This window comes from Acinetobacter sp. SFB, assembly GCF_001647545.1.
GTDB lineage: Bacteria > Pseudomonadota > Gammaproteobacteria > Pseudomonadales > Moraxellaceae > Acinetobacter.
This window is the reverse complement of sequence record NZ_LSZH01000015.1, coordinates 139,060-159,794: the sequence shown is the minus strand read 5'-3', so window position 1 is coordinate 159,794 and position 20,735 is coordinate 139,060. Positions and strand designations below refer to the sequence as shown.

Genomic DNA, 20,735 nt, shown 5'->3' with positions numbered 1-20,735 from the left:
TAATCAGCTGTAAAATCTGCTTCTGTTAAGACTGGGCCCAAGCAAAATGCTGATGGCAGTCCTGACAGATATACTGCTCTGCATTGCTATAATATTTTTCATAGCAGTACTGACTGACGATGACCAATACACCACCGACAACAACACCGATGGCTGCGCCTGTAAAAGGTGGAAATCCTGCTTTTTTGGCAAGCTGCATGCCGAACAGCGCCATCTGTGTGGGTGAAATACAGCGTTGCAGTTGTTCGAAATAGTTGGCGTTTGCATGACTTGAATCCATCTGTCTGACATGAGTGGACTGACAATAAGGGCATTGAATTAAGGACATTGAATATTCCTTGTGAAATGAATTGAGTACGACGAGCTGAATTAAGGGCATAAAAAAACCGTGCCCATTGAGGACACGGTTTGATTTAGATTTAAGTTCGTCGTTTAGTGTTTAAAACCGCTATTGAAAGCTATAGCTCGCTGTTCCCTGTTCTGTTTCAACATCGACACGTACGACATTATCGTAACTGCAGCCAGTTAATTTCAGCCTTAAACGCAGTCCCATTTTAAAATGCTGCGGATACTCCAACGATCTGCGATAGCCTTCATAACTGCATTCACCGTTGTTAATCAGCACATTGGTGACATTAATCGGATCTGGACTGTTGGAACGAATGGTGATGACATTTGCCGCTTGGTTTTGCGCATACCAGTTGCTGGTATCTACTACATTCATTTCAACGGTAAAAGTATTAGGATCAAGGCTAGAACTACACCCTGACAGCATCATGCCTGCAGCAGCCGTTACTGCCAGCAGGATCGATTTAAAAAATGTATTCATAAAATTTATCCTCAGCAGTAGTTGTAGCTCACGCCGTAATCACCTGTCTCTAAATCAATACTGACCAGATGAATTTTACAGTCTGCGCCATTATCAAATTTATAGACGTAGTAACGGTTGCCCGCCTGTTCCGACTCTAATGCGCCGTGTTCCTGCAAGCTAAAACCGCTCACGGGCTTACCGGTATCTTGAGAGGCTTTGGCAAAGACGAGCTGCTGATACTTATCTACATTTTTCTGTTCAAATTCAGGTAGGTCTGCATAAGGAAGCATGGACAGCAAGGTATCTGTCGCTTTCAGGCTTTGATCCAGCTCAAATTTCAGCAGCTTAGGTTGATGCTGTACAGAGCTTGGTTGCTTAATTCCAGCAGTCAATTCCTCCACATCAATGCCATCAACTTCCGCAGCAGGAATGCCTTCTGAAGCAGCAGCTTCTGAGACCGGCATATCACGCACCGCGGTTTCAGCTGTTTGCACAGGCTTCTGAACATTCGGCTTAGTACTGAAAAAATAGAATCCGGACACAATCACAATAGTCAAAGCCAGAATAACAGCTAAGGCCAATATGGTTTTTTGGTTCATCTCAAATCTCCCCACCATTTAGTTCGGTACAGAGACTTGACCATTCTGAGCATTAAAGTGAACGAAGCGCGGGCAGCCACCCTGAAAGTTCACCGTGAAATTCCGCCAGCCGCGATTGCCCGGATTGGTTTTATACATGCACTGATAGACCCCGCCACCCAAATTTCGGGCCTGAACAAAATAGGCTTCACTGGCTTGCGCAAACCAGCCTGCTTGCGCCCATGATGCACCTGCAAGTAGTGATGAAATCAGGGTAGTTTTTAGGAAAGTTTTTAACATAGTCATTTTCTCTTTTTACAGGCATCACTGGTCTTCAGCAGATCCAGTGTCCCCCATGCAATATTGGTTGGAATGAATATCTAAGTTTTTGAATTTTTTATAGACGATAAAGCGTACAGATCTACTTAGCTCAAAACAGCATTAGAGATTCATCTTCATATCGGTAATATGTATTTGAAAAAGTTTTATTCTTAAAAAGCGATAGACACAGCTATGCACTGACTGCACAGCATCAGGTCTAATCACCCAACGGCACAAATACTGAAAAAGAGAAAAATAAGGGATGGTATTGATGTAAGCGCATGGCGTACTCCTAGATGATATAGAAGTTCTACCAAGTCACTGTCAAATGATGGTGGCAGAACGAGAAAGGGTTGACAGACCAGTCATCTAGGAACCGGCACGCACAAGGCGTCCCTCCCTCGCCCTACCGCAACGAAGGGGGACGAACGAGTTCGCCACCAAAAAATTACTTTTTTGATGTGCTAGATGATAACGGTCTGTCAAAACCGACTGACGATGTAGGTCAGCAGGCTAAGGATAATCTGAGCATCTTAGATGCGTCAAGCAAGTACAGGAATGTAATATGAATTTTTAGCGTCGTACGGGTGCGCCGTGAAACCATTTAAAACCTTTAGGATAAACACAGATTCTATTGGCTAAACCTTCGCTACTGGTTTCTCGATCAGGCATCTCATCTAAGGCACTTAAAGGGTCTAAAACTTGATCCTGAGTATTCCTTTTGATAATTAGTTGATATTCGTCTTCATGTTGATATTGCTGAAAGTCTACTAGTGGACAAAACGAAATCCCCCTATTTTGAGTTACCCTTTTCCACCAGATATCTATTTCTCGACTATACACTGAAGGTTCGCCATACAATAAGGGGTCTAGGGTCAGAAAGAATTTCACAATATAGCGTTGATCAACCCGAATAACCTGATAAAACGTAAATACGGCTTGGGCGTTATACCAAGAGAGTTGTCTGAGCTGCTTTTGAAAGTGATAAAGCAAATTATTCCACCCAGAGATATCAATCCATTGATTGTGCAATCCTTCTAGACTCAGTTCAAATTTCAAATCAATAGCATTGGGATATATTTCACTCACCGCACAATAGGATTCACGAATTTTGTCGATCTGCTTCATGTAATGCTGATTATGCTGCTGAAGTTGTTCTAAAAAGCTTGCACTTTTAAATAACTTATTCAGACGCTTCAAAATTTTATCAATATGTGCAGATGCTTGATCATTGTAATGAGAAGCTGTGGTAGTACCCTCCATTGTAAAATATGGAGCACCTGATTCCAGTAACACACTGCTATAAGCACGATAAAAAGCATCCACCCAAAATGAAAACTTGTGCTGCCCTCCACAAGCCACCATCAGGATACGCCAATCATCAAAGTAGCTCATAAGTTTTTGTTTTAACTCCTGATTTAAAGAATTTTTATAATCGTTGAACTCAACACTTTCTGGAACCCGCTCAAATTTGAGTCTTTTGTAATGCTCAATCATGTTTTGTTCTAAGCGTGCAGCTGTAAACTCTAATGCTAAATTACTCATGTGTTGTCCTATGAATGAATTGATTTCATAGAACTGGCACATTCATATTTTTTTAAACCAAACCTCCTCTTCCAGCTTTGCTAAAGCAGTCTGTGCATTCCATTCTTTGATTCTTCTATTTTCCTCTGTATCAGGTATAGGGCGACCATGATGCTGATAATCCCCTTTATAAAAGGTTCTGCGTCCTCGTGGTTTAACCAATAACGTCTGCCTGTATTTTTCAAGATCACTGAGATATGCAACGGTTTTTAAAGCATTATTGCCTTGATCAGGCTCTGTACGACGAATCATCCCAATCCCTAAAGTACCTTGATCGCGATAATTCTTTTTGTTTTCTGTCGTGTTGTTATTCCATCCATACCCTTTTCCAAGAGTGATCTCCTGCCATTTTTCAATCACCCATTTAGCAATATTATAATCGTTGCGATATTTGGACTCATTAATAACCAATGCCAGATGCACATGAAAGCCTTTGGTTATTCCATGCTCCAGCGCAATCGCATAAGTCAAAAGTGCATCAAAATATCCATTCTTATCCGTAATCAAATCACGTAGTTTTCCGACATGCTGATAGAAGTCATGTATGGTAATTTCGATCAGACGATCTTTGGAATAGTATAAATCTACCCTGATCACCAATACTTCATGATAGGCTTTAATTGCACCTTCGAACTCCTCAAGTAACGCCACTCGATTCAATTCTTTCCGTCTAGTAAAGCTTTTGATCTCCTCACGTATCACCCCTCGATGCGCATGCAGGATTCGTCTTAATGCCTTAATTTCGCCTATAGGCAACCCTGATAGATATTCACCAAAATTAAGCATGCGACGCTGACTATTGACGTATTCAGTGACTGCAACAAACGCCCTAATCGATGCTGCGTACTCAATTCCTTCTTGTTTAAACGCTTCAAATGCACACCATAAGTGTTCTAGGTTGAAAATGAACGCTTCATTCGGCATATCAAAATTAAGACATACATCCACAAAGGTATGAATGGCATACATCACCCCTGCCTGATGATCTAAATTGAATGGGAACACGTTGAATTTCCTTAACTATGATTAACGTCATAGTTAAGCAATCGACTTATTTTTTTAAATGGCGTCCTGATCTAGTGTAAGGACACATCATCCAATATTTACACGTATCGAATAGTGATCTGATCCTACATGGACTATTGATCAATAGCGTCATTTATATTGGGATATCTATTCAGATCTGTAGGACATACCTAATTGTTCTTGTTATGTGCATGAGTAATCGTGATTGTATTGATATATCTAGTATTTATAGTTTTATTATCTATCTTAGTATCTATAGTAATTAGTAACCCTATAGTAATTAATTATCTATATAAATAATAGATAAAACCGTCTTAGCGCAAAAGCAATAATGATAGCCTAGCCGATCAGCACGATTTCCAAACCTTCGGCTAAGCTAGGCTTTTTAGATATTTCATCGTTACGATAGTTAAGTCAGAAAAATGTTTTTTGAATATTTTAGTTATAAACCTAAATCAAGCATGTGTATTACTCAAATAATGATAAACAGCGATGCTGCAGTAATCCATAATTTTTAAGTTCTTCCAGTGTTGGCGATATTTCTGTCATTTGCTGTACTGGAAAGTCGAATGGAGTCGCATCTTGCAATGCTTTTTGAAATTCCAATTCGCATAAGAAATACTCGTCCGCTTTTGCATCCTGATCAGGAACAAAGCAACAGCTGTACGTGTTCTGAATAAACGACCGAGGTAGAATTCTAAAAGGCTTTACTATTTCTCTTGCCTCAGCAAATACTCGGTCTAACCCCCTCTTAGTCGTATTATCAATAGCGGAATATTTAGTCATACATTGCTGAAAAAAGTAAATTTGGTTGTATGCAATGAGATCCATAAGAGCCATTAAAAACTGATGAACCCTGAACTGTTCTGCTTTTAATTTGGCTACGATCCTCGATGGAGTTTTATCCGATTCATTCTTTAACTCCATTTCTTTTTTGATTATTTTGATTTGGTTATCATGCAATGAATACGGATAGAGAGAGTCTATGCACTCTAAACGTTCAAAACTTTCATCATCAATTACTACTGGATTAGCATCTCTTAACATTTTAAAAAAGGATTTATTCTGGCTATAGATCTGACAGCACCACTGCTCAAGTAAACTTTGAAAAAGACCTAAGCGGTTATGCATTCCACTGAGTTTTATAGCCTTGGTAGATTCTAAACGGTCTAAAGCCACCTCATCATCCAGAATATTTTCATGAGGCTTTAAATTAAAAGCAGTGGATAATGAATTCTCAGGATGCAATTGCTTTAATTCTAAATAATGATCGAAGAATTTCATGACTTGCGCTCTCTGTATTACATTAAAATTATTATTCTTTTCATATAGAACAGGCTTCATCCAACACAAAGGATCACACAGCAAATAGTTATTTTTATGTTTTAGAATATTCAAACCAGCATCTGAATGTTCGCTTTCATTGTTTAAAAATAAGCCACCCTTTTGATCAAGCAAAGTAAAAATAGAGGCTACCTTCTGGACTTCAAAAGCATGTGGCTGCGGGTATTTTAAAATATAAAATTTACCGTAAATTGCAACATCGCCCCAAAATTTATGTGAAAGGTTTAAAGCGTAAATTGGAGACTCTATCTGAATAAAACTATTTCGAATTGCTCCATTTGCCTGACATCGAATAAATCCGAATTGTTTAAGCTGCTGTATAGCCCGATAAATAGATTGTTTGTTTAACCCTGTTGCCCGCTCTATTTCAGCAATTCCACACCCTATAACAATCCCAAACGAATCTGCACCATAAATTAACCGCAATAAAACAAGATAACTTCGATAATCAAGATTGCAATCAGTCTCTGTTTTTTTAGGTAAATTGCTGATTTTTATCTCAGCACTTTTTATAAATAGAAGTGCAATAAATTTTAATAACGGAAATTTTCTAGACATTCTTTTAATAATAGTATTATCCAGGCTATTAACAGACATTATTAAATCATCGCCAATATAAGCAAGATTAAGCTGTAAGTGACGGACTCTGGCACGTTTTCCCGTCTCAGGGAAATCTATTTTTAATATTCCATGCTGCTCTAATTCATTCAATACAACCCGTAATTTTTTAGTCTGTATGCCAGTAGCTTTAGCCAATTGGGCAAGCGGTAATGATGTACTCTCAGCTCCAAAATTTCTTATAAAAGTAATTAGCGCCCAAACAGCGTAGGCTGAAAGTTGCCCCTCCACCCTCTGATAAAAAGCCATAAATAGGGTTAAGAAATGCTGCTCAGAAATCTTCCGATCCACAATAAAAATCTCTACTTAATTAACCTATATCTCAGGCATAGGTATCATACACTAAACGTGATAGGCACAAAATGATAATTAATAATTGGTATTTTTATAATTATCATTTAATTAACATTTACTTAATGTTTATTTTTGATATACATTAATATTAAGTAAATATTAATGAAAATTAACAATGGCACGACCGCATTTAACTTTAGAGAAATGGTTATCTTCTTACACAGATTTAAAAAAAGAATTCTTAGATTTAGAATCCAGCGAGAAATCTGGCCTGATAAGAAAGATTGTGGCGTCTGGAAAAAAGGATCACTATTTATCTAAAAAGGATTCATCGACTAGGCTAAGTGATGATCAAGACTTTACTTCCCTAAACAGTCAAAACCAGTCAGATCTTATAAATAAAATATTCCCTTACCTTCCAAAATTTGAAAATGATGAATTTATCGTTGAAATAAATGATGCGCATTTTGAAATTTTAAAAAAGAAATTCCCATCATTTAAATACAACCACAATAACAAAGAAAATAATTGCATCATTAAACAAATCACACTTGATCAAAAGACATTAAAAGAACTTGATAGAATTAGAGAAAAATATAAATTTAAAAGCCTTAAAAACTGTTTAGAGTTTTTAATTGACAGGCAAAACTCACAATTAACAGAAAAAAATAAAATAATATCAACTCTTAAAAAGGAGAAAAGCAAAAATAATGATTCTATTTTAAGGAAAGAGCTGAAATTAAAGGATGAAGAAATTGCTCGAATTAAAACCAAGCTTGAGCAGCAAAAAAACACCATCCACGAAAACATGAGCAAATCTGCAAAAGAGTTTGAGGAATACTTAGTACAAATAGCTGTAAGCAAAACCATTGAGTTAGAAAAAATTAAAGCTTATGTAGGTGATATGTCCGAAGTAGACCAACAAAGTATAAATGGGGCTCTTGCACCTGAAGCAATTAATGAAATAAAAGATCAATTTCGAAAAAATTGCACAGAGCAAAAGCAACTTTTGATAATGAAAAATCAGTCCAACTTAAATGATGCTTTAGGGTTTGATCAGCATAGTCAATATGACAATACCGTACAAAATGACGATGAAGTTGAAGTCATTTCTAATAACGAGCGATCTAATGTTAAAAATTGAATAGGTTGAACAAACTCATTAGATTTGTGTAAAAATCCAACAAACAGATTCAGACTAGCAGGCAAGTGCCTTATTTTGTATAATTATTTTCAAACTCATAAACCTAACTATACAAGCTTTACCACCTTGATTAATCTGGGGGTATAATTGGGGGTAAAAATAAAAATCACATATATTAATATATTTTTTTTCAATATCTTAACTTAACAATGTAATTCCCTCTCTCGCCAGAATTTAAAAAAGACTTAAACCGCATGGTTTAGGTCTTTTTTACGCCTATACATTAGGGTGCAATACAGTAGTAAACCGACATATTTATCGGTACATTTGACGGTACATTGTTTTATTCCTCATGGATTGCATATTTTTAGCAGTCTTTAAATTTTTTTAGCGATGATGGACGAAAAAAAATCTAACTTATTAAAAATAGAATGATTAATACCAATTCAGATATTTAAAAGCAGTAAAGCAGACCACTTTTCCTGAATAAATGGGATAATATAATCTAACTTAGGCCCAATATTGAGGAATTAATATGAGTTTTTTAACGAAGAAAAATAAAGCGAGCTTTGTATTTTTTATCATCACGCTCTACTCATTTATTGGATTCGGTCTGGGTTATATTATTTGGGAATATTTTCTCTAAAAGCGTTCTTGTGCTGTCCCTGCTAAAATGTCCTAAACCTAGATAGACAAGATATGTTATTTGGGTGATTGCTCCCTAGGTTTAAATTAAAGGATAATTGAATCTTATGGGTATCTTCATTTAGGTACTTACCATACAGACATCCTCGGTCAAAATTCCGCATTCATATCAATATAAAAATAATTTATTTAACATTTAGTCCTAGTTTATTTGGTACATCTAAAAATCATCATTTGTTATATTTCTGATTATGAAATCCATATTTTAAATTAGGTATAGGCAAATCCAGTTTCTTTATATTACGTTATAAGTGCTATAAAAAAGCTTGGATTGTACAGAACTTTAATAAGGAAAAATGATGAAAAAAACACTTACAGCACTTTCTTTAAGCCTGGGTTTATTACTCCCCTTTTCAACTTTTGCTAAAAATAATGTCGTGGTGGTTGCCACAGGCGGTACCATTGCAGGTGCAGGTGCCAGTTCCACCAACAGTGCAACCTATACCGCAGCCAAAGTACCTGTAGATGACTTGCTCAAGGCCGTTCCTCAAATTCAGAACCTGGCAAATGTTACAGGTGTACAGGCACTTCAAGTTGCTTCGGAAAGCATTACAGATAAAGAACTTTTAACCATTGCACGAAAAGTCAATGAATTGGTGAAAAAGCCAGATGTAAATGGCCTTGTGATCACCCATGGTACCGATACCCTAGAAGAAACAGCTTATTTTTTAAGCTTGACCGTGCATACGGATAAACCCATTGTGGTGGTGGGTTCTATGCGCCCACCTTCAGCACTATCTGCGGATGGGCCTTTAAATTTATATAGTGCTGTTGCGCTGGCTGCTGCCGATAATGCAAAAGCTAAAGGCGTTTTTGTGCTCATGAATGATGATATTTTTGCAGCACGAGATGTGACCAAAACCATTAACATTCACACCAATGGCTTTGCTAGTCAGTGGGGGGCATTAGGTACACTGGTCGAAGGTAAAACCTATTGGTTTAGAAATGTCGCAAAACGCTTTAACAATACTTCAGAGTTCAATATTGAAAATATTCAGGGTGATACGCTACCTTTAGTCCAAATTGTATATGGTTCCGGCAATATGATTCCTGATGCATATAATGCTTATGCAAAAGCTGGGGCAAAAGCCATTATTCATGCAGGAACAGGCAATGGATCAGTGGCAAAAAATATTGTGCCGACTTTAAATGAGCTACAAAAACAAGGGGTGCAAATTATCCGTTCCTCACGTGTGCCCCAAGGCTTCGTTTTAAGAAATGCAGAGCAGCCCGATGATCAATATAACTGGGTGGTGGCGCATGACTTAAATCCACAGAAGGCAAAACTACTGGCAGCCCTGGCGCTTACCAAAACTCGAGATGCAAAAGAAATTCAGCGCATGTTTTGGGAATATTAATATTTAGGCCAAATGAAGAAAGTATGTAGCGATACTTTCTTCATTCCTGAGATTAAAAGTCTTCATCTGTTGATCGAAAATTTTAAAATAACGACTTCCATTTTTTAAAAAAATTTGCACATTTATTCACCTCATTACAAGAGAACCTAAAAACTCAAAAAATGATCATCAAACTGCAATATTCAGCTGATAATAATCATCTTACAGAACTTTAGATCAAGGCATAAAAGTCCATTCAGCAGATCAAAAACTGCTATTCGGGAGTAAGCATGAATACCAGCGATAACTATGTAAAACAGATCAAGAATACGAAACGTGGTGGTTATACCCCAACCCTTGCCAAAGACATGAATAAACATAAAATTCAGAAAGCGCTACGTTTAATAGAACAGTGGAGAAAGCTTGCAGACGAACTGAAGCCACAAATGCAAATTGACATGGCTTTAACCTTGGAAGAATGTGCACAAGACTTAGCCCAGATCCTGAGGCCCAAATAAGCAGTGTTATCTTTTAAATTCTTTTTGACTTGCCCACCTTTGCAGTGGGTAAGTTTTTTATCTTAAAGCAGGAAAATCGATCGTTCATTTTTTGGCTTGCGTTTTCAGCGAAATTCGCTATCATTCATCCCACGTTGCCGGCATAGCTCAGTTGGTAGAGCAACTGACTTGTAATCAGTAGGTCCACAGTTCGAATCCGTGTGCCGGCACCATTTTATACTTAGCCTCGCTTTTTAGTGAGGCTTTGTTGTTTTTGCAATTAATCTTTTTTCAGAATATTTAAACGCTCATTATTTATTATTTTTCGCACTAATTTGCACGTACTTGACCACACCTTCCGCATACAGCTTGCGACATAACTTGGCTGTCATGCGAATTTTAAATGCATCCAAATCTGCAGTCTGGTGTGGTAATTGCTGAATTTTCTGAAAATAATTTGCAAAACCCTGCAAAACGTCTTTAGATAAATCCCGGATTTCAATCTCCGCAAAATCATAGCCCTGCAAAGTTTGCTTCAAAGCCGATTCAGTCATTAAATTATCTGAATTTACATCCGCAGCTTTTAATAACCACTGATACTTTCGTTTTTGCAATGAATTTAAATCCAGCCATTTTTCAGACCAGATTAAATAATGAAAACCCAATCTGCCCTTTGAATTTAAAACACTCCGCACTGAATCGAGCAATGAATTCAAATTGGAGTGATAGGCAGCGTCGATACACAGCACCACATCAAAGCCAGATGTGAACTGAATCTGTTTTAAATTTAAAAAAGAATGTGGGTGAATTGCAGTAAGTTGAGGAAGATGTTTTTGAATTTGAATTACACAACTGGATTGTAATTCCACGGCTTCAATATTCTGAACATGATAATGCTGTTGCCAATGAAGCAGACTTGCACCCTGTCCACAGCCTAAATCGAGCAATCTGTCTTGTGCAGTTAAATGAACTGCTTGCGCCAACTGATCTGCCAATTGACGACAAGCGTCAGGATAGGAGGATGTTGCATCATCCCAATAGCCCAAATTACTCCAAGCGAGTTCAGCATCATCCCCTAACTGTTTTGCGTTAATCGCATACTTATGTTGTGAAAATTGCTGTTGAATCGCTTGAAGCCATTTCATGGATTAGTAGCCGAGTTGTGGGGCAACCTCAACTTTAGGTTTTAATCCCACAAACGGCAATGGGGCACCCAAAATTTCTGCAATATGCATTGCTGACGTCACTGCAGATTCGAGCACCGGCAACCCATCACAAGACCAAGAACCACAATAGAACACTTTACGGTTGAGATCTTTATGGCGTTGTTGCAGCTCTTTGTTTAAAGCAACGGTTTGAGAATCCACCACCGCACGGGTTAAAGTGACGCTGGAAATGACTTTTTTAGGATCAATGTCAGTCACCGGTCGCCAAGTTTGGAACACTGGCGTTTTACCCACCAGACTCGGTTCAACCGAATTCAACCATACGGTAAACTGTTGACGAGTAAATTTACGATCCATCATATAACTGAGGACCGCCCAGTCTTTACGCTTGGGTGGCATCACAGTTTGATCGGTGTGAATGACCAATTGACCCTGTTCAAATTTGAATTTCTTTAACAGCACAATATCATCTGCAAATTGTTCATTATTTAAAAAGGTTTCAATTTTATTGGTCGGTGTGGCCACAATGACACGATCAAAAATGCGTTGCTCACCCAATGCATTTTCAACTGAAACACCATTTTCTTGCTCTTTGACTTGGGTAATGGCTGAACCATTATGAATTTCAATGCCTTCAATTAGCTTGTCGACCAATGCCGGTGTGCCACCTTGCAGACGCAGCAAAGCATCGCCATCGGTCAATTGACGCAAGAAGGTCAATAACGGTTTGGCAGGCCAGTCCCCAATGGTTTTTGGGTTACAGGTACAAATGGTATACAGCACCGGCATCACTACGCCATGCCAGAATACTTCCTCAATATCATTATTATTGATAAATTCAGCCAGAGTAATCTCTTGATTCTTTGATCTGAAGAATCTGGCAATGGCCGCTTTCAGTTGCAGCATGCCTTTGACCAAGCGCCAGCCGTATTGTTGCAGCCCTTTGCGGTTATTAATAATCGGGAAATTACCAATCCGACTACGCGTAGTGGTTAACCATGTTTCAGTGCGATCTTCAAATAACCAGCTGCATGCCATATAGGTACGCACGGGGAAAGTGGGGATACCTAAATACGTTGCCAAACTGAGGGTATTTTTCCACAAATGAGGATTCATGACACGCAAGGGTGCATCAATTAAGCCGCCTTCAAACTCTATGCTATGGCTATCCATACCACGTCCAGGCAATGCTTCAAAAATAGTTATGCTATGCCCTGCATCTTTAAGAATTCTGGCGGTAGCTAGCCCAGCCATGCCACTACCAATAACTGCAATATCCAAAATTATTATCCGTCAGTTACACATAAGATTAATGAAATTATGAACCAAGCGAGATTAAAAGGGGGTATTAAAATATTCCAGAATATGTTTTTTTAACAAAAGTCATCATCAGAAATATTAGAAAGATTTTTTAGATTGATTCAGGGATTAAATAAAACCTAATAAATATACTAAAATATTATAATTTCACCCATATAAATATTAAAAACCTTTAAAAAAAGGATATATAAATTAACCAATATTATAACGATCGTTTTACAAATTCATAAAATACAGCTATGATACATCACATAATAATTTGACCATCAGACGCACTTTTAAGACCTTATAACTATCAAATGCTGTAAAAACAAAAAAATTATTTCGCAAAAAGCCCCTAAGTTTTTTAGGGGCTTCTTTATTTCTTGAATGACCAATCCATCAATGGCTAAAATTAACTGGCCACCGGAATCTCACCAAACTTGCCGCTATTAAAGTCATTAAAGGCTTGAATAATTTCAGCCTGAGTATTCATCACGAAAGGACCATGGCCCTGAATTGGCTCATTTAAAGGCTGACCGGTGAGCACCAGAAATTTGCTGTCTTTCATCGCTTGCAGTTGAATATCGGCTTCACCATCTTGAGCAAACATGACAATGGAACTGTCTTGAACATGCTGCGTTCCATTCAGCTGCATTTCACCTGATAACACCACAACCAAGACATTGTGATCGACAGGCACATGAATGTGATGCACCTGATCTGCTTTTAATTCACCATCCCATACATTTATAGGACTATAGGTAGATGCAGGTCCCCTATGTTCTGTATCACCCTGTATATAGCGCCCTGCAATCACACGGATATGCCCTGCGCCCTGTTCCAGTTCAATCACAGGAATCTCTTGGGCTTCAATGGCCTGATATTTAGGTGCAGTCATTTTGTCTGCCGCAGGCAAATTCACCCAAAGCTGTACCATTTCAAACAAGCCACCATTTTGGGCGAATTCTTCAGAGTGAAACTCTTCATGCACCAAACCTGCACCCGCCGTCATCCACTGCACATCACCGGTTTTAATCTGACCACCACCGCCTGCTGAATCTTTATGAGTCACCCCACCTTGATAGGCTAGCGTCACCGTTTCAAAACCACGATGTGGATGTGAACCGACGCCATGCTGCTGTGTAGTTGGCTTAAAATGATACGGTGCTGCATAGTCCAAGAGTAAAAATGGACTAATCGCCTGCCCTAAACGGTCATAGGAAAACAGGTTTTTAACCGGAAAGCCGTCGCCTACCCAATGCATGTTCTGGTTACGGTAAACGCCAATAATTTTTTTCATTTCAAAGCTCCTATCACTAGGAAATAATATGGATTTATCTTAAAACTTTTAAAGTCGTCAGCCTAGCGCATGAGCAATATACAGCGTATCAACAATAGGATAATCTTCTGACTATTTCTCTAAAATGATAAAAATCTGCATAAACGGCTTTAAGCAGAAGCCTCTTTTTCCATCATTAAATCCGCCATTCAATGTTTTGATTTTAATACGGTGGAGCAAAGTGCCGTTCAGGATGAGTCACTCTATAAAATATATGGATTGCTTTAAGCAGTTAATAAACAAAATAATGTAGAAATCCTTCATTAAAAAATAAAAAGAGAAGACCAAAAAATTGAGCGGCAAAGCCTAGCCATCTCGCTTTATTTATTAAATTTTACAGATAAAAATCCAGGTGCTAAGTCCTGGATTTTTTGGGAGAGTATTTTAACTTGAAATTAAATTTTACCAATCAAGTCGATTGAAGGCGCCAGTGTGGCATCACCTTCTTTCCATTTTGCAGGGCAAACTTCACCTGGGTGCGCATGTACATATTGCGCAGCTTTCACTTTACGGAGAAGTTCTTGAGCGTCACGACCAATACCACCGGCATTAATTTCGACAATTTGGATTTTACCTTCAGGGTCAATCACAAAAGTACCGCGGTCTGCCAAGCCATCAGACTCAATTAAAACTTCAAAGTTTTTCGCCAAAGTCCAGGTTGGATCGCCAATCATTGCATATTGGATTTTTTTGATTTCGTCTGAGCTGTCATGCCAAGCTTTATGGGTAAAGTGGGTATCTGTCGATACTGAATAAATCTCAACGCCCATTTTTTGGAATTCAGCATAGTTGTCTGCCAAATCACCCAGTTCTGTTGGACAAACAAAAGTGAAGTCTGCAGGATAGAAAAATACCACTGACCATTTTCCGATCATGTCTTTTTCAGACACTGCAACGAATTCACCATTTTTATAAGCAGTTGCGTTGAATGGTTTTACTTCAGTATTAATTAAACTCATGAGATATTCCTCTAGCTCGTTTCTGGGATTGCTTATGTTGTGAAGCTAGAATACGAAAGTTTCTAAAATAGATAAAACCGTACTTTTTCATAAAAACAATCGAAAAAATAGATTAAATATTTCTATCATATTTCTAGATTTAATTGTTTTAGACAATAAAAAACCCTTTGTTGTTACAAAGGGTTTTGGATGACGACTTACCGTTTTGAATCAATTAAAACGGTAAATCATCATCTAAATCAGCAGGTGCAGCGACAGGCGCAGCAGGTGCAGATTGCGGTGCTTTCTGGAAAGCAGACGGATTATTGTTTGCATAACCGCCTTGTTGGTTGTTATTAAAACCACCAGCTTGATTATTGCCATAACCGCCTTGGTTATTGCTATTATTATTGTTGTTATAACCGCCGCCTTGGTTGTTGTTGAAACGTGGTTGATTATAACCCCCGTTGTCACCACCCGCAGCTTGTTCACCTTGCTGACGGTTGTTGCTATCTAACATTTGCATTTGTTCACCACGAATCTCTGTGGTGTAGCGTTCTTGACCGCTTTGGTCTGTCCACTGACGCGTACGCAATGAACCTTCGATATAAACTTTAGAACCCTTACGTAGATATTGCTGTGCAATTTCACCTAAGCGGTTATGCAGCACAATACGATGCCATTCAGTTTGCTCTTTACGTTCACCGGTCGTTTTATCCGTCCAGGAATCGCTGGTTGCGATTGAAAACTGAGTAAGCGAACCACCATTCGCGAAAGTTTTGGTTTCAGGATCTTTGCCTAAAGTTCCGACTAAAATTACTTTATTAACACCACGCATCAGACGTACACTTCCTATCTATTTCTATATTTTACTTTATAAGAGTTATGCTTAAATGGCTACATCTTTACCTAACAACTGCGTTAAATCTTGTCGCGCAGCTTCATCTATAAGCTGTTTATCAATTTTAACATACGCAAATTGCTGATCAGACATCACCACAACCTCTTCAATACCACGAATTGCCAAAAGTTGAGAAGTCCACTCATCCGTTTGTTTCGTCTCGGGTAAACTCAGCACCAAGGATGAAAGATAACGTGGTTGAGCCAAGCCAAAACTGATTAACAACCAGACAATTGCGATGCCACTTAAGATACTCCAACCCAAGGCTGTATTATTGAGTAACAAGAGTTGGCCACCAATCATACCGCCAAAAAATGCCCCTAAAAACTGACTGCTGGCATTCACACCCATGGCTGTGGCTTTAGACTGAATCGGTGCGGATTTAGATAGCCATGAAGGCAACAAAGCCTCCATCACGTTAAAGGCAATAAAGAACAATCCCAAACCTGCCAATAAAATGTATTTGGATCCATAGCCAAAAATCAGCACCAGTAAACCCAGAATGATCCCGCCAATTGCAGTCAGGAAAATACCGCGCATTTTACGATATTTTTCTGCCAATATAATGCTTGGAAAAGCAAAAAACAGGCTAATAACCAGCAGGGGTAAATACACCAGACCATGGCTGGCCAATGGAATATCAGCAAACTGAATCAGTTGCGATGGCATATAAATAAACATCGCAGTCAGCAACAAATGCAGCGCAAACACTGAAACATGCAAGCGATTCAAATCGCCCATTTTCAGCACCTGTTTCAGTTGTGCAAGATAACCTTGCTGATAATTTTTATGATGACGGGTCACTTTAGGCACCAACAGCAACATGGAAATTGCTGCCAAGCCCATAATGGTCGTCACCCAAAATAGTCCGGAAATACCGACCAGACTGGTGAGCCAAGGCCCAAGGCTAAACGCCAGCATAAAAGAGAAGCCAATACTCATCCCCATCACCGCCATGGCTTTGCTGCGCTGTTCTTCACGCGTGACATCGGCTAACAGTGCCATCACCACAGCAGAAACCGCGCCACCACCAGCAATCGCACGACCAATGATCACGCCATAAATGGTTTCGGACATTGCGGCAACTGCACCACCGAGTGCGAACAACAATAAGCCTAAAACGACCAAGGGCTTACGGCTAAAACGGTCAGCCAGCAAGCTAAATGGAATCTGTAAAATGGCCTGGGTCAAACCATATACACCGACCGCCAAACCAATCAGCGCAGGTGTTGCCCCTTGATATGACTGGCCTGCTACAGAAAAAACAGGAATAATCATGAACAAGCCCAACATACGCAGGGCAAAAATACTGCTTAAGGCAAAGGTTGAACGGCGTTCTAAAGCATTCATCATATCAATAAGCTTAGGTTTATGAGTTTAATTTCGATGGGCTATCCTACAACATTCATGTTGTGGATGTTGAGTTATTCAAAGATCAGCCCCCATAAATAAGGGCGCATTTTATGCGCCCTTATTGTAACCGTTTTTCTTAAAAAAGGATTAACCGATCCGTTCTTGACGCTTACTATATTGAATGGATGCAATCACTGCCCAGACAATAAACGCGACACCAATCAAACCAGTCACGACTTCTGGTATATGCAACCCAGCACCACTCGCCAGCATAATGAATGCCAAAGCACCAATGGCATAATGCGCGCCATGCTCAAGGAAGATATAAGCATCTAATGTGCCTTTTTCAACTAGATAAATGGTCATTGAACGCACGAACATGGCACCAATTGCTAGACCGAGCATAATGATCACTACATCCGATGTAATCGCAAAAGCACCGATTACCCCATCAAAACTGAACGATGCATCCAGTACTTCAAGATAAATAAAACCGCCTAAGCCTGCTTTAATCACTCCGGTAGATGCACCACTGGCATCATGTGCCACCGCATTGCCATCTTCATCAACTTCAGGTTCACCACCTAACAAATGGCTGAGTACTTGAACCCCGATATAAACCACAATGCCCCAGATTCCTGCCATGGTTACCACCAAACGTGATGCTTCAGCTACATTGGCCGCCATGATCAGCAAGCCAATTAATGCAAGGAATACTGACATTGCAGGTACATTGGCAAGATTGGACAAACGCGCTTCAATCCACCTAAACCAATGCGTATCTTTTTCACTATCCAGAAAGAAATTCAGGAAGACCAACAACAGGAACGAGCCACCAAATGCTGCAATTTCAGCATGATGTGCCATCAATTTCTCTGAATAAAGAATAGGATCATTGATCGCCATTTTTACGACTTCAAGCATGCCCATGTCCGCAGTGACAGCAACAATCACAATCGGGAACACCAAACGCATGCCAAATACAGCAATAACAATGCCGACGGTCAAGAAAATCATTTTCCAGAAATGATCCCAACCGCGTAGTACCGAGGCATTGACCACGGCATTATCGAAAGAAAGTGACACTTCCATCACCGCTAAAATGGCAGTAATGGTGAGCGCCGTGAACATGGTCTTTAAACCTGCTTCTGGGCCATGGCTATAGCCCCAATATGCAGAAATAGCCAGACACACGATCGTAAAAATGATTGAGAAACCAAAATGTTTCATCATGATAGATCGACCTATGAACAAATATGTATGGAGAATAAATTCGGTAAAACTTAAAAATAGGAGTTTAAGATTTTATGCGCACAATTATGACGACTTTTTAATATTAATCCAAAATTCTTCGTATGATTTTTTTCAAGACCACGCCACACTTTATGTGGCTGGATATCTTCATCTAAGAACTCTTGATATAGTCGGCATTTGGTATATTTTCTTTTATTCTCAACAGGATGATGACATGAGCTTTTCTCAAGATGTATGGCAGCGAAATTTAGCTTTATATCAAAAAACTTTAGCCCTGCCATTTAACCAGGAACTTGCACAAGGTACTTTGAGCAAAGAGGTTTTTAGTCATTATGTAATTCAGGATGCACATTATTTACTGGCCTATGGTCGCGCACTTGCGGTCTGTGCTGCCAAAGCCTTTGAAGCCGATGACGTGATTCAGTTTGCAGAAGCTGCTCGCATTGCCATTGTGGTTGAACGCAGTCTGCATGACGGTTTCATGCAGGAATTTGATATCAGCAAAAAAGAATTTGAATCCACTCCACTTACCTTGGCTTGTCATCACTACACCTCATTTTTAACTGCAACGGCATGGTCTGAAAGCTATCCGGTGGTGTTGGCTTCCTTACTGCCTTGTTTCTGGATTTATGCCGAAGTCGGTAAAGATATTGTCGAAAATTCTATTGCAAACAATCCATATCAAGCTTGGGTCGATACCTATGCAGGCGAAGAATTCAATGAGGCCGTGCGAAATGTGATTGCCACCATTGATAGAGTCGCAGCGCGCTGTGATGCCGATACGCTTGCAAAAATGCATCAGGCTTATACTCAAGCTGCCAAACTGGAATGGTTGTTCTGGGATAGCGCCTATGATCAAAGACAGTGGTTAGGATTGGATGCCTAAACTCTTTTCATAAATTATCTTTCAATTAATAGTAAGTTGTTGTTAAAGTTAATTTTAAAAATAGATTTTAGCAAGTGATGCGTGTGGCATGGATGCCACACGTTTCCCATCCCTTGCGCTGCATTTTAAAGCAGGGCTTAAAACTGACTCAGGATGTCCTGTATAGGAAACAAAATATTTTTCTTGCGGAGTCAAAATATATTTTGAGATCCTCATTTTGCCCTCTCAACAGTAGAGTCAATACCTAGGCAAAGATACAGAAATTGAATCAGTTCAACAAAGCAGTGCTGATTTTTAAAAATCCAATATTGAATATTTTTTGATTTTTACACGTTATCTAATTACTCGTCATAAAAATGCATTGTTTGTTTTTAATTCTGAAACATCTGCCAGCCATAAACCAGTCCTGCCGCAGCAACTATCCAGCATAGCGTCGCTATACCCAGGCACGACCACATTGACATTTTGGTTGCCAATACATACATCAACAGCAAATAAATAAAATAAGGAATAAGGAATAAGCGACCATAAACCGAATAATGCAGTTGTACGCAACGCTTCTGCACCCTGCTGTTGCGAGACAACTACATGCGCAATCAAGGCAAAAGTCGGAATAACGGCACCAATCCTGCAATATAAAAAGCTTTATTCTTGGAAAGGATAGAAATAATTAAAATAATGGCTGCATCTAAACTACATTTTAAAAATAAAGCCAGCATCGCTATCCATCCGAAAAGATCAATTGATTGAATCACCTAGTCTACGCTGCGCAATATCGTTCGCTTAAATCATCAAATTCACCACAAGCAAGGCAATCAATGCAGGAACCGCCTGAATATAAATGATCTTTTTACTGGCGGTTATGCCACCATAAATTCCGGCAACCAAAACACAGCCTAAAAAGAAATTGGCCAGTGCCATGGCATAAGCATCCGGTGCAAATAGCGACCAGATTAACCCGGCGGCTAAAAAACCATTATATAAGCCCTGATTTTTCGCCAAAACTTGGGTCAATTTTGCCTTTTCGAGAGTATTGCCGAAGGCTCTCATTCCAAGCGGTTTATCCCACAGGAACATTTCAAGAACCAGAATATAAACATGCAGCAGTGCAATCAGTGTGATTAAAATTTTGGCGATCATTGTTTTTCATTTCCCTTATTATTTTCATGTTATTGTGCTGTGAGTTTGCTTTTTTAGCGATACATTCGTCAACAATATTCACATTAAAAGTAAATTATTCAGGCTTGTTACTCCTTAAAAAGCTCGCTACAGTCTTATAAACTTTAACTAAAGTCATTCGGCCGACATAATATGTCGTTAAAAAACGATTTTTTCAG

The 20,735-nt window shown here is 39.0% G+C and carries 20 protein-coding genes, 1 tRNA gene and 1 pseudogene; 6 read left to right on the top strand and 16 right to left on the bottom strand.

Annotated features, from left to right (window positions below):
• Positions 1-25: 25 nt before the first annotated feature.
• From AY606_RS13030 to AY606_RS13000, 7 genes are all read right to left on the bottom strand, one after another.
• Positions 26-328 (bottom strand): hypothetical protein, encoded by a 303-nt coding sequence (locus tag AY606_RS13030; protein ID WP_067869435.1) that lies wholly within the window; start codon positions 326-328, stop codon positions 26-28.
• A gap of 120 nt (positions 329-448) precedes the next feature.
• Positions 449-829 carry a YajG family lipoprotein gene (locus tag AY606_RS13025; RefSeq protein ID WP_067869431.1) on the bottom strand — a complete coding sequence of 127 codons (381 nt, stop codon included), beginning with the start codon at positions 827-829 and terminating at the stop codon, positions 449-451.
• An 11-nt stretch (positions 830-840) separates the two neighbouring features.
• Positions 841-1,410: a hypothetical protein gene (locus AY606_RS13020; RefSeq protein WP_067869428.1), complete on the bottom strand. Its 570-nt coding sequence runs from the start codon at positions 1,408-1,410 to the stop codon at positions 841-843.
• 18 nt (positions 1,411-1,428) lie between these two features.
• On the bottom strand, positions 1,429-1,689 hold the full coding sequence (locus AY606_RS13015) for a hypothetical protein (RefSeq protein WP_067869425.1): 261 nt from the start codon (positions 1,687-1,689) through the stop codon (positions 1,429-1,431).
• Between the two features lie 594 nt (positions 1,690-2,283).
• Entirely contained in the window at positions 2,284-3,255 is a 972-nt protein-coding gene (locus tag AY606_RS13010) for a hypothetical protein (protein ID WP_067869607.1), read from the bottom strand.
• Between the two features lie 42 nt (positions 3,256-3,297).
• Positions 3,298-4,299, bottom strand: a complete 1,002-nt coding sequence (locus AY606_RS13005) for a YagK/YfjJ domain-containing protein (protein WP_067869422.1) — start codon at positions 4,297-4,299, stop codon at positions 3,298-3,300.
• Positions 4,300-4,788: 489 nt separating this feature from the next.
• Positions 4,789-6,531: a helix-turn-helix domain-containing protein gene (locus tag AY606_RS13000; protein WP_067869604.1), complete on the bottom strand. Its 1,743-nt coding sequence runs from the start codon at positions 6,529-6,531 to the stop codon at positions 4,789-4,791.
• 220 nt (positions 6,532-6,751) lie between these two features.
• Between AY606_RS13000 and AY606_RS12995 the strand changes: the two genes are divergently transcribed.
• From AY606_RS12995 to AY606_RS12980, 5 genes are all read left to right on the top strand, one after another.
• Positions 6,752-7,720, top strand: coding sequence for a hypothetical protein (locus tag AY606_RS12995; protein ID WP_067869419.1), 969 nt, complete (start codon positions 6,752-6,754; stop codon positions 7,718-7,720).
• A 535-nt stretch (positions 7,721-8,255) separates the two neighbouring features.
• On the top strand, positions 8,256-8,366 hold the full coding sequence (locus AY606_RS16170; protein ID WP_131267706.1) for a hypothetical protein: 111 nt from the start codon (positions 8,256-8,258) through the stop codon (positions 8,364-8,366).
• A 358-nt stretch (positions 8,367-8,724) separates the two neighbouring features.
• The gene (locus AY606_RS12990) at positions 8,725-9,783 is read left to right on the top strand and encodes a type II asparaginase (protein ID WP_081408410.1); all 1,059 of its coding nucleotides are present in this window, start codon (positions 8,725-8,727) and stop codon (positions 9,781-9,783) included.
• Positions 9,784-10,052: 269 nt separating this feature from the next.
• Positions 10,053-10,280 (top strand): hypothetical protein, encoded by a 228-nt coding sequence (locus AY606_RS12985; protein ID WP_067869413.1) that lies wholly within the window; start codon positions 10,053-10,055, stop codon positions 10,278-10,280.
• A 136-nt stretch (positions 10,281-10,416) separates the two neighbouring features.
• Positions 10,417-10,492: transfer RNA gene (locus AY606_RS12980), tRNA-Thr, on the top strand.
• A gap of 78 nt (positions 10,493-10,570) precedes the next feature.
• Here AY606_RS12980 and AY606_RS12975 read toward each other — a convergent pair.
• From AY606_RS12975 to AY606_RS12945, 7 genes are all read right to left on the bottom strand, one after another.
• Positions 10,571-11,404, bottom strand: coding sequence for an SAM-dependent methyltransferase (locus tag AY606_RS12975; protein ID WP_067869410.1), 834 nt, complete (start codon positions 11,402-11,404; stop codon positions 10,571-10,573).
• Positions 11,405-11,407: 3 nt separating this feature from the next.
• Positions 11,408-12,706, bottom strand: coding sequence for an FAD-dependent oxidoreductase (locus tag AY606_RS12970; RefSeq protein WP_212838741.1), 1,299 nt, complete (start codon positions 12,704-12,706; stop codon positions 11,408-11,410).
• Positions 12,707-13,139: 433 nt separating this feature from the next.
• On the bottom strand, positions 13,140-14,027 hold the full coding sequence (locus AY606_RS12965) for a pirin family protein (RefSeq protein WP_067869403.1): 888 nt from the start codon (positions 14,025-14,027) through the stop codon (positions 13,140-13,142).
• A 434-nt stretch (positions 14,028-14,461) separates the two neighbouring features.
• Positions 14,462-15,025 (bottom strand): alkyl hydroperoxide reductase subunit C, encoded by a 564-nt coding sequence (ahpC, locus tag AY606_RS12960; RefSeq protein ID WP_067869400.1) that lies wholly within the window; start codon positions 15,023-15,025, stop codon positions 14,462-14,464.
• Positions 15,026-15,239: 214 nt separating this feature from the next.
• Complete coding sequence (ssb, locus tag AY606_RS12955) at positions 15,240-15,842, bottom strand: single-stranded DNA-binding protein (RefSeq protein ID WP_067869397.1); 603 nt, start codon at positions 15,840-15,842, stop codon at positions 15,240-15,242.
• 51 nt (positions 15,843-15,893) lie between these two features.
• On the bottom strand, positions 15,894-17,258 hold the full coding sequence (locus AY606_RS12950) for an MFS transporter (RefSeq protein WP_067869394.1): 1,365 nt from the start codon (positions 17,256-17,258) through the stop codon (positions 15,894-15,896).
• A gap of 147 nt (positions 17,259-17,405) precedes the next feature.
• Positions 17,406-18,491, bottom strand: a complete 1,086-nt coding sequence (locus tag AY606_RS12945) for a DUF475 domain-containing protein (RefSeq protein WP_067869391.1) — start codon at positions 18,489-18,491, stop codon at positions 17,406-17,408.
• Between the two features lie 235 nt (positions 18,492-18,726).
• Between AY606_RS12945 and tenA the strand changes: the two genes are divergently transcribed.
• Positions 18,727-19,398 (top strand): thiaminase II, encoded by a 672-nt coding sequence (gene tenA / locus AY606_RS12940; RefSeq protein WP_067869389.1) that lies wholly within the window; start codon positions 18,727-18,729, stop codon positions 19,396-19,398.
• 371 nt (positions 19,399-19,769) lie between these two features.
• Here tenA and AY606_RS12935 read toward each other — a convergent pair.
• Both AY606_RS12935 and AY606_RS12930 read right to left on the bottom strand, forming a co-directional pair.
• Positions 19,770-20,117 (bottom strand): annotated as a pseudogene (locus AY606_RS12935) (GlpM family protein).
• 64 nt (positions 20,118-20,181) lie between these two features.
• A complete protein-coding gene (locus tag AY606_RS12930; protein WP_067869386.1) occupies positions 20,182-20,538 on the bottom strand; it encodes a DUF1304 domain-containing protein in 357 nt (118 codons plus the stop codon).
• Positions 20,539-20,735: the final 197 nt, after the last annotated feature.

What these genes read in the sequence shown, in the direction of transcription:
- AY606_RS13000 (WP_067869604.1), bottom strand. Translation starts at nt 6,531, where the DNA reads ATGGCTTTTTATCAGAGGGTGGAGGGGCAACTTTCAGCCTACGCTGTT.
- AY606_RS12945 (WP_067869391.1), bottom strand. Translation starts at nt 18,491, where the DNA reads ATGATGAAACATTTTGGTTTCTCAATCATTTTTACGATCGTGTGTCTG.
- AY606_RS13010 (WP_067869607.1), bottom strand. Translation starts at nt 3,255, where the DNA reads ATGAGTAATTTAGCATTAGAGTTTACAGCTGCACGCTTAGAACAAAAC.
- tenA (WP_067869389.1), top strand. Translation starts at nt 18,727, where the DNA reads ATGAGCTTTTCTCAAGATGTATGGCAGCGAAATTTAGCTTTATATCAA.
- AY606_RS12990 (WP_081408410.1), top strand. Translation starts at nt 8,725, where the DNA reads ATGAAAAAAACACTTACAGCACTTTCTTTAAGCCTGGGTTTATTACTC.
- AY606_RS12930 (WP_067869386.1), bottom strand. Translation starts at nt 20,538, where the DNA reads ATGATCGCCAAAATTTTAATCACACTGATTGCACTGCTGCATGTTTAT.
- AY606_RS12985 (WP_067869413.1), top strand. Translation starts at nt 10,053, where the DNA reads ATGAATACCAGCGATAACTATGTAAAACAGATCAAGAATACGAAACGT.
- AY606_RS16170 (WP_131267706.1), top strand. Translation starts at nt 8,256, where the DNA reads ATGAGTTTTTTAACGAAGAAAAATAAAGCGAGCTTTGTATTTTTTATC.
- AY606_RS13020 (WP_067869428.1), bottom strand. Translation starts at nt 1,410, where the DNA reads ATGAACCAAAAAACCATATTGGCCTTAGCTGTTATTCTGGCTTTGACT.
- AY606_RS12975 (WP_067869410.1), bottom strand. Translation starts at nt 11,404, where the DNA reads ATGAAATGGCTTCAAGCGATTCAACAGCAATTTTCACAACATAAGTAT.
- AY606_RS12965 (WP_067869403.1), bottom strand. Translation starts at nt 14,027, where the DNA reads ATGAAAAAAATTATTGGCGTTTACCGTAACCAGAACATGCATTGGGTA.
- ssb (WP_067869397.1), bottom strand. Translation starts at nt 15,842, where the DNA reads ATGCGTGGTGTTAATAAAGTAATTTTAGTCGGAACTTTAGGCAAAGAT.
- AY606_RS13015 (WP_067869425.1), bottom strand. Translation starts at nt 1,689, where the DNA reads ATGTTAAAAACTTTCCTAAAAACTACCCTGATTTCATCACTACTTGCA.
- ahpC (WP_067869400.1), bottom strand. Translation starts at nt 15,025, where the DNA reads ATGAGTTTAATTAATACTGAAGTAAAACCATTCAACGCAACTGCTTAT.
- AY606_RS13025 (WP_067869431.1), bottom strand. Translation starts at nt 829, where the DNA reads ATGAATACATTTTTTAAATCGATCCTGCTGGCAGTAACGGCTGCTGCA.
- AY606_RS12995 (WP_067869419.1), top strand. Translation starts at nt 6,752, where the DNA reads ATGGCACGACCGCATTTAACTTTAGAGAAATGGTTATCTTCTTACACA.
- AY606_RS12950 (WP_067869394.1), bottom strand. Translation starts at nt 17,258, where the DNA reads ATGATGAATGCTTTAGAACGCCGTTCAACCTTTGCCTTAAGCAGTATT.
- AY606_RS13030 (WP_067869435.1), bottom strand. Translation starts at nt 328, where the DNA reads ATGTCCTTAATTCAATGCCCTTATTGTCAGTCCACTCATGTCAGACAG.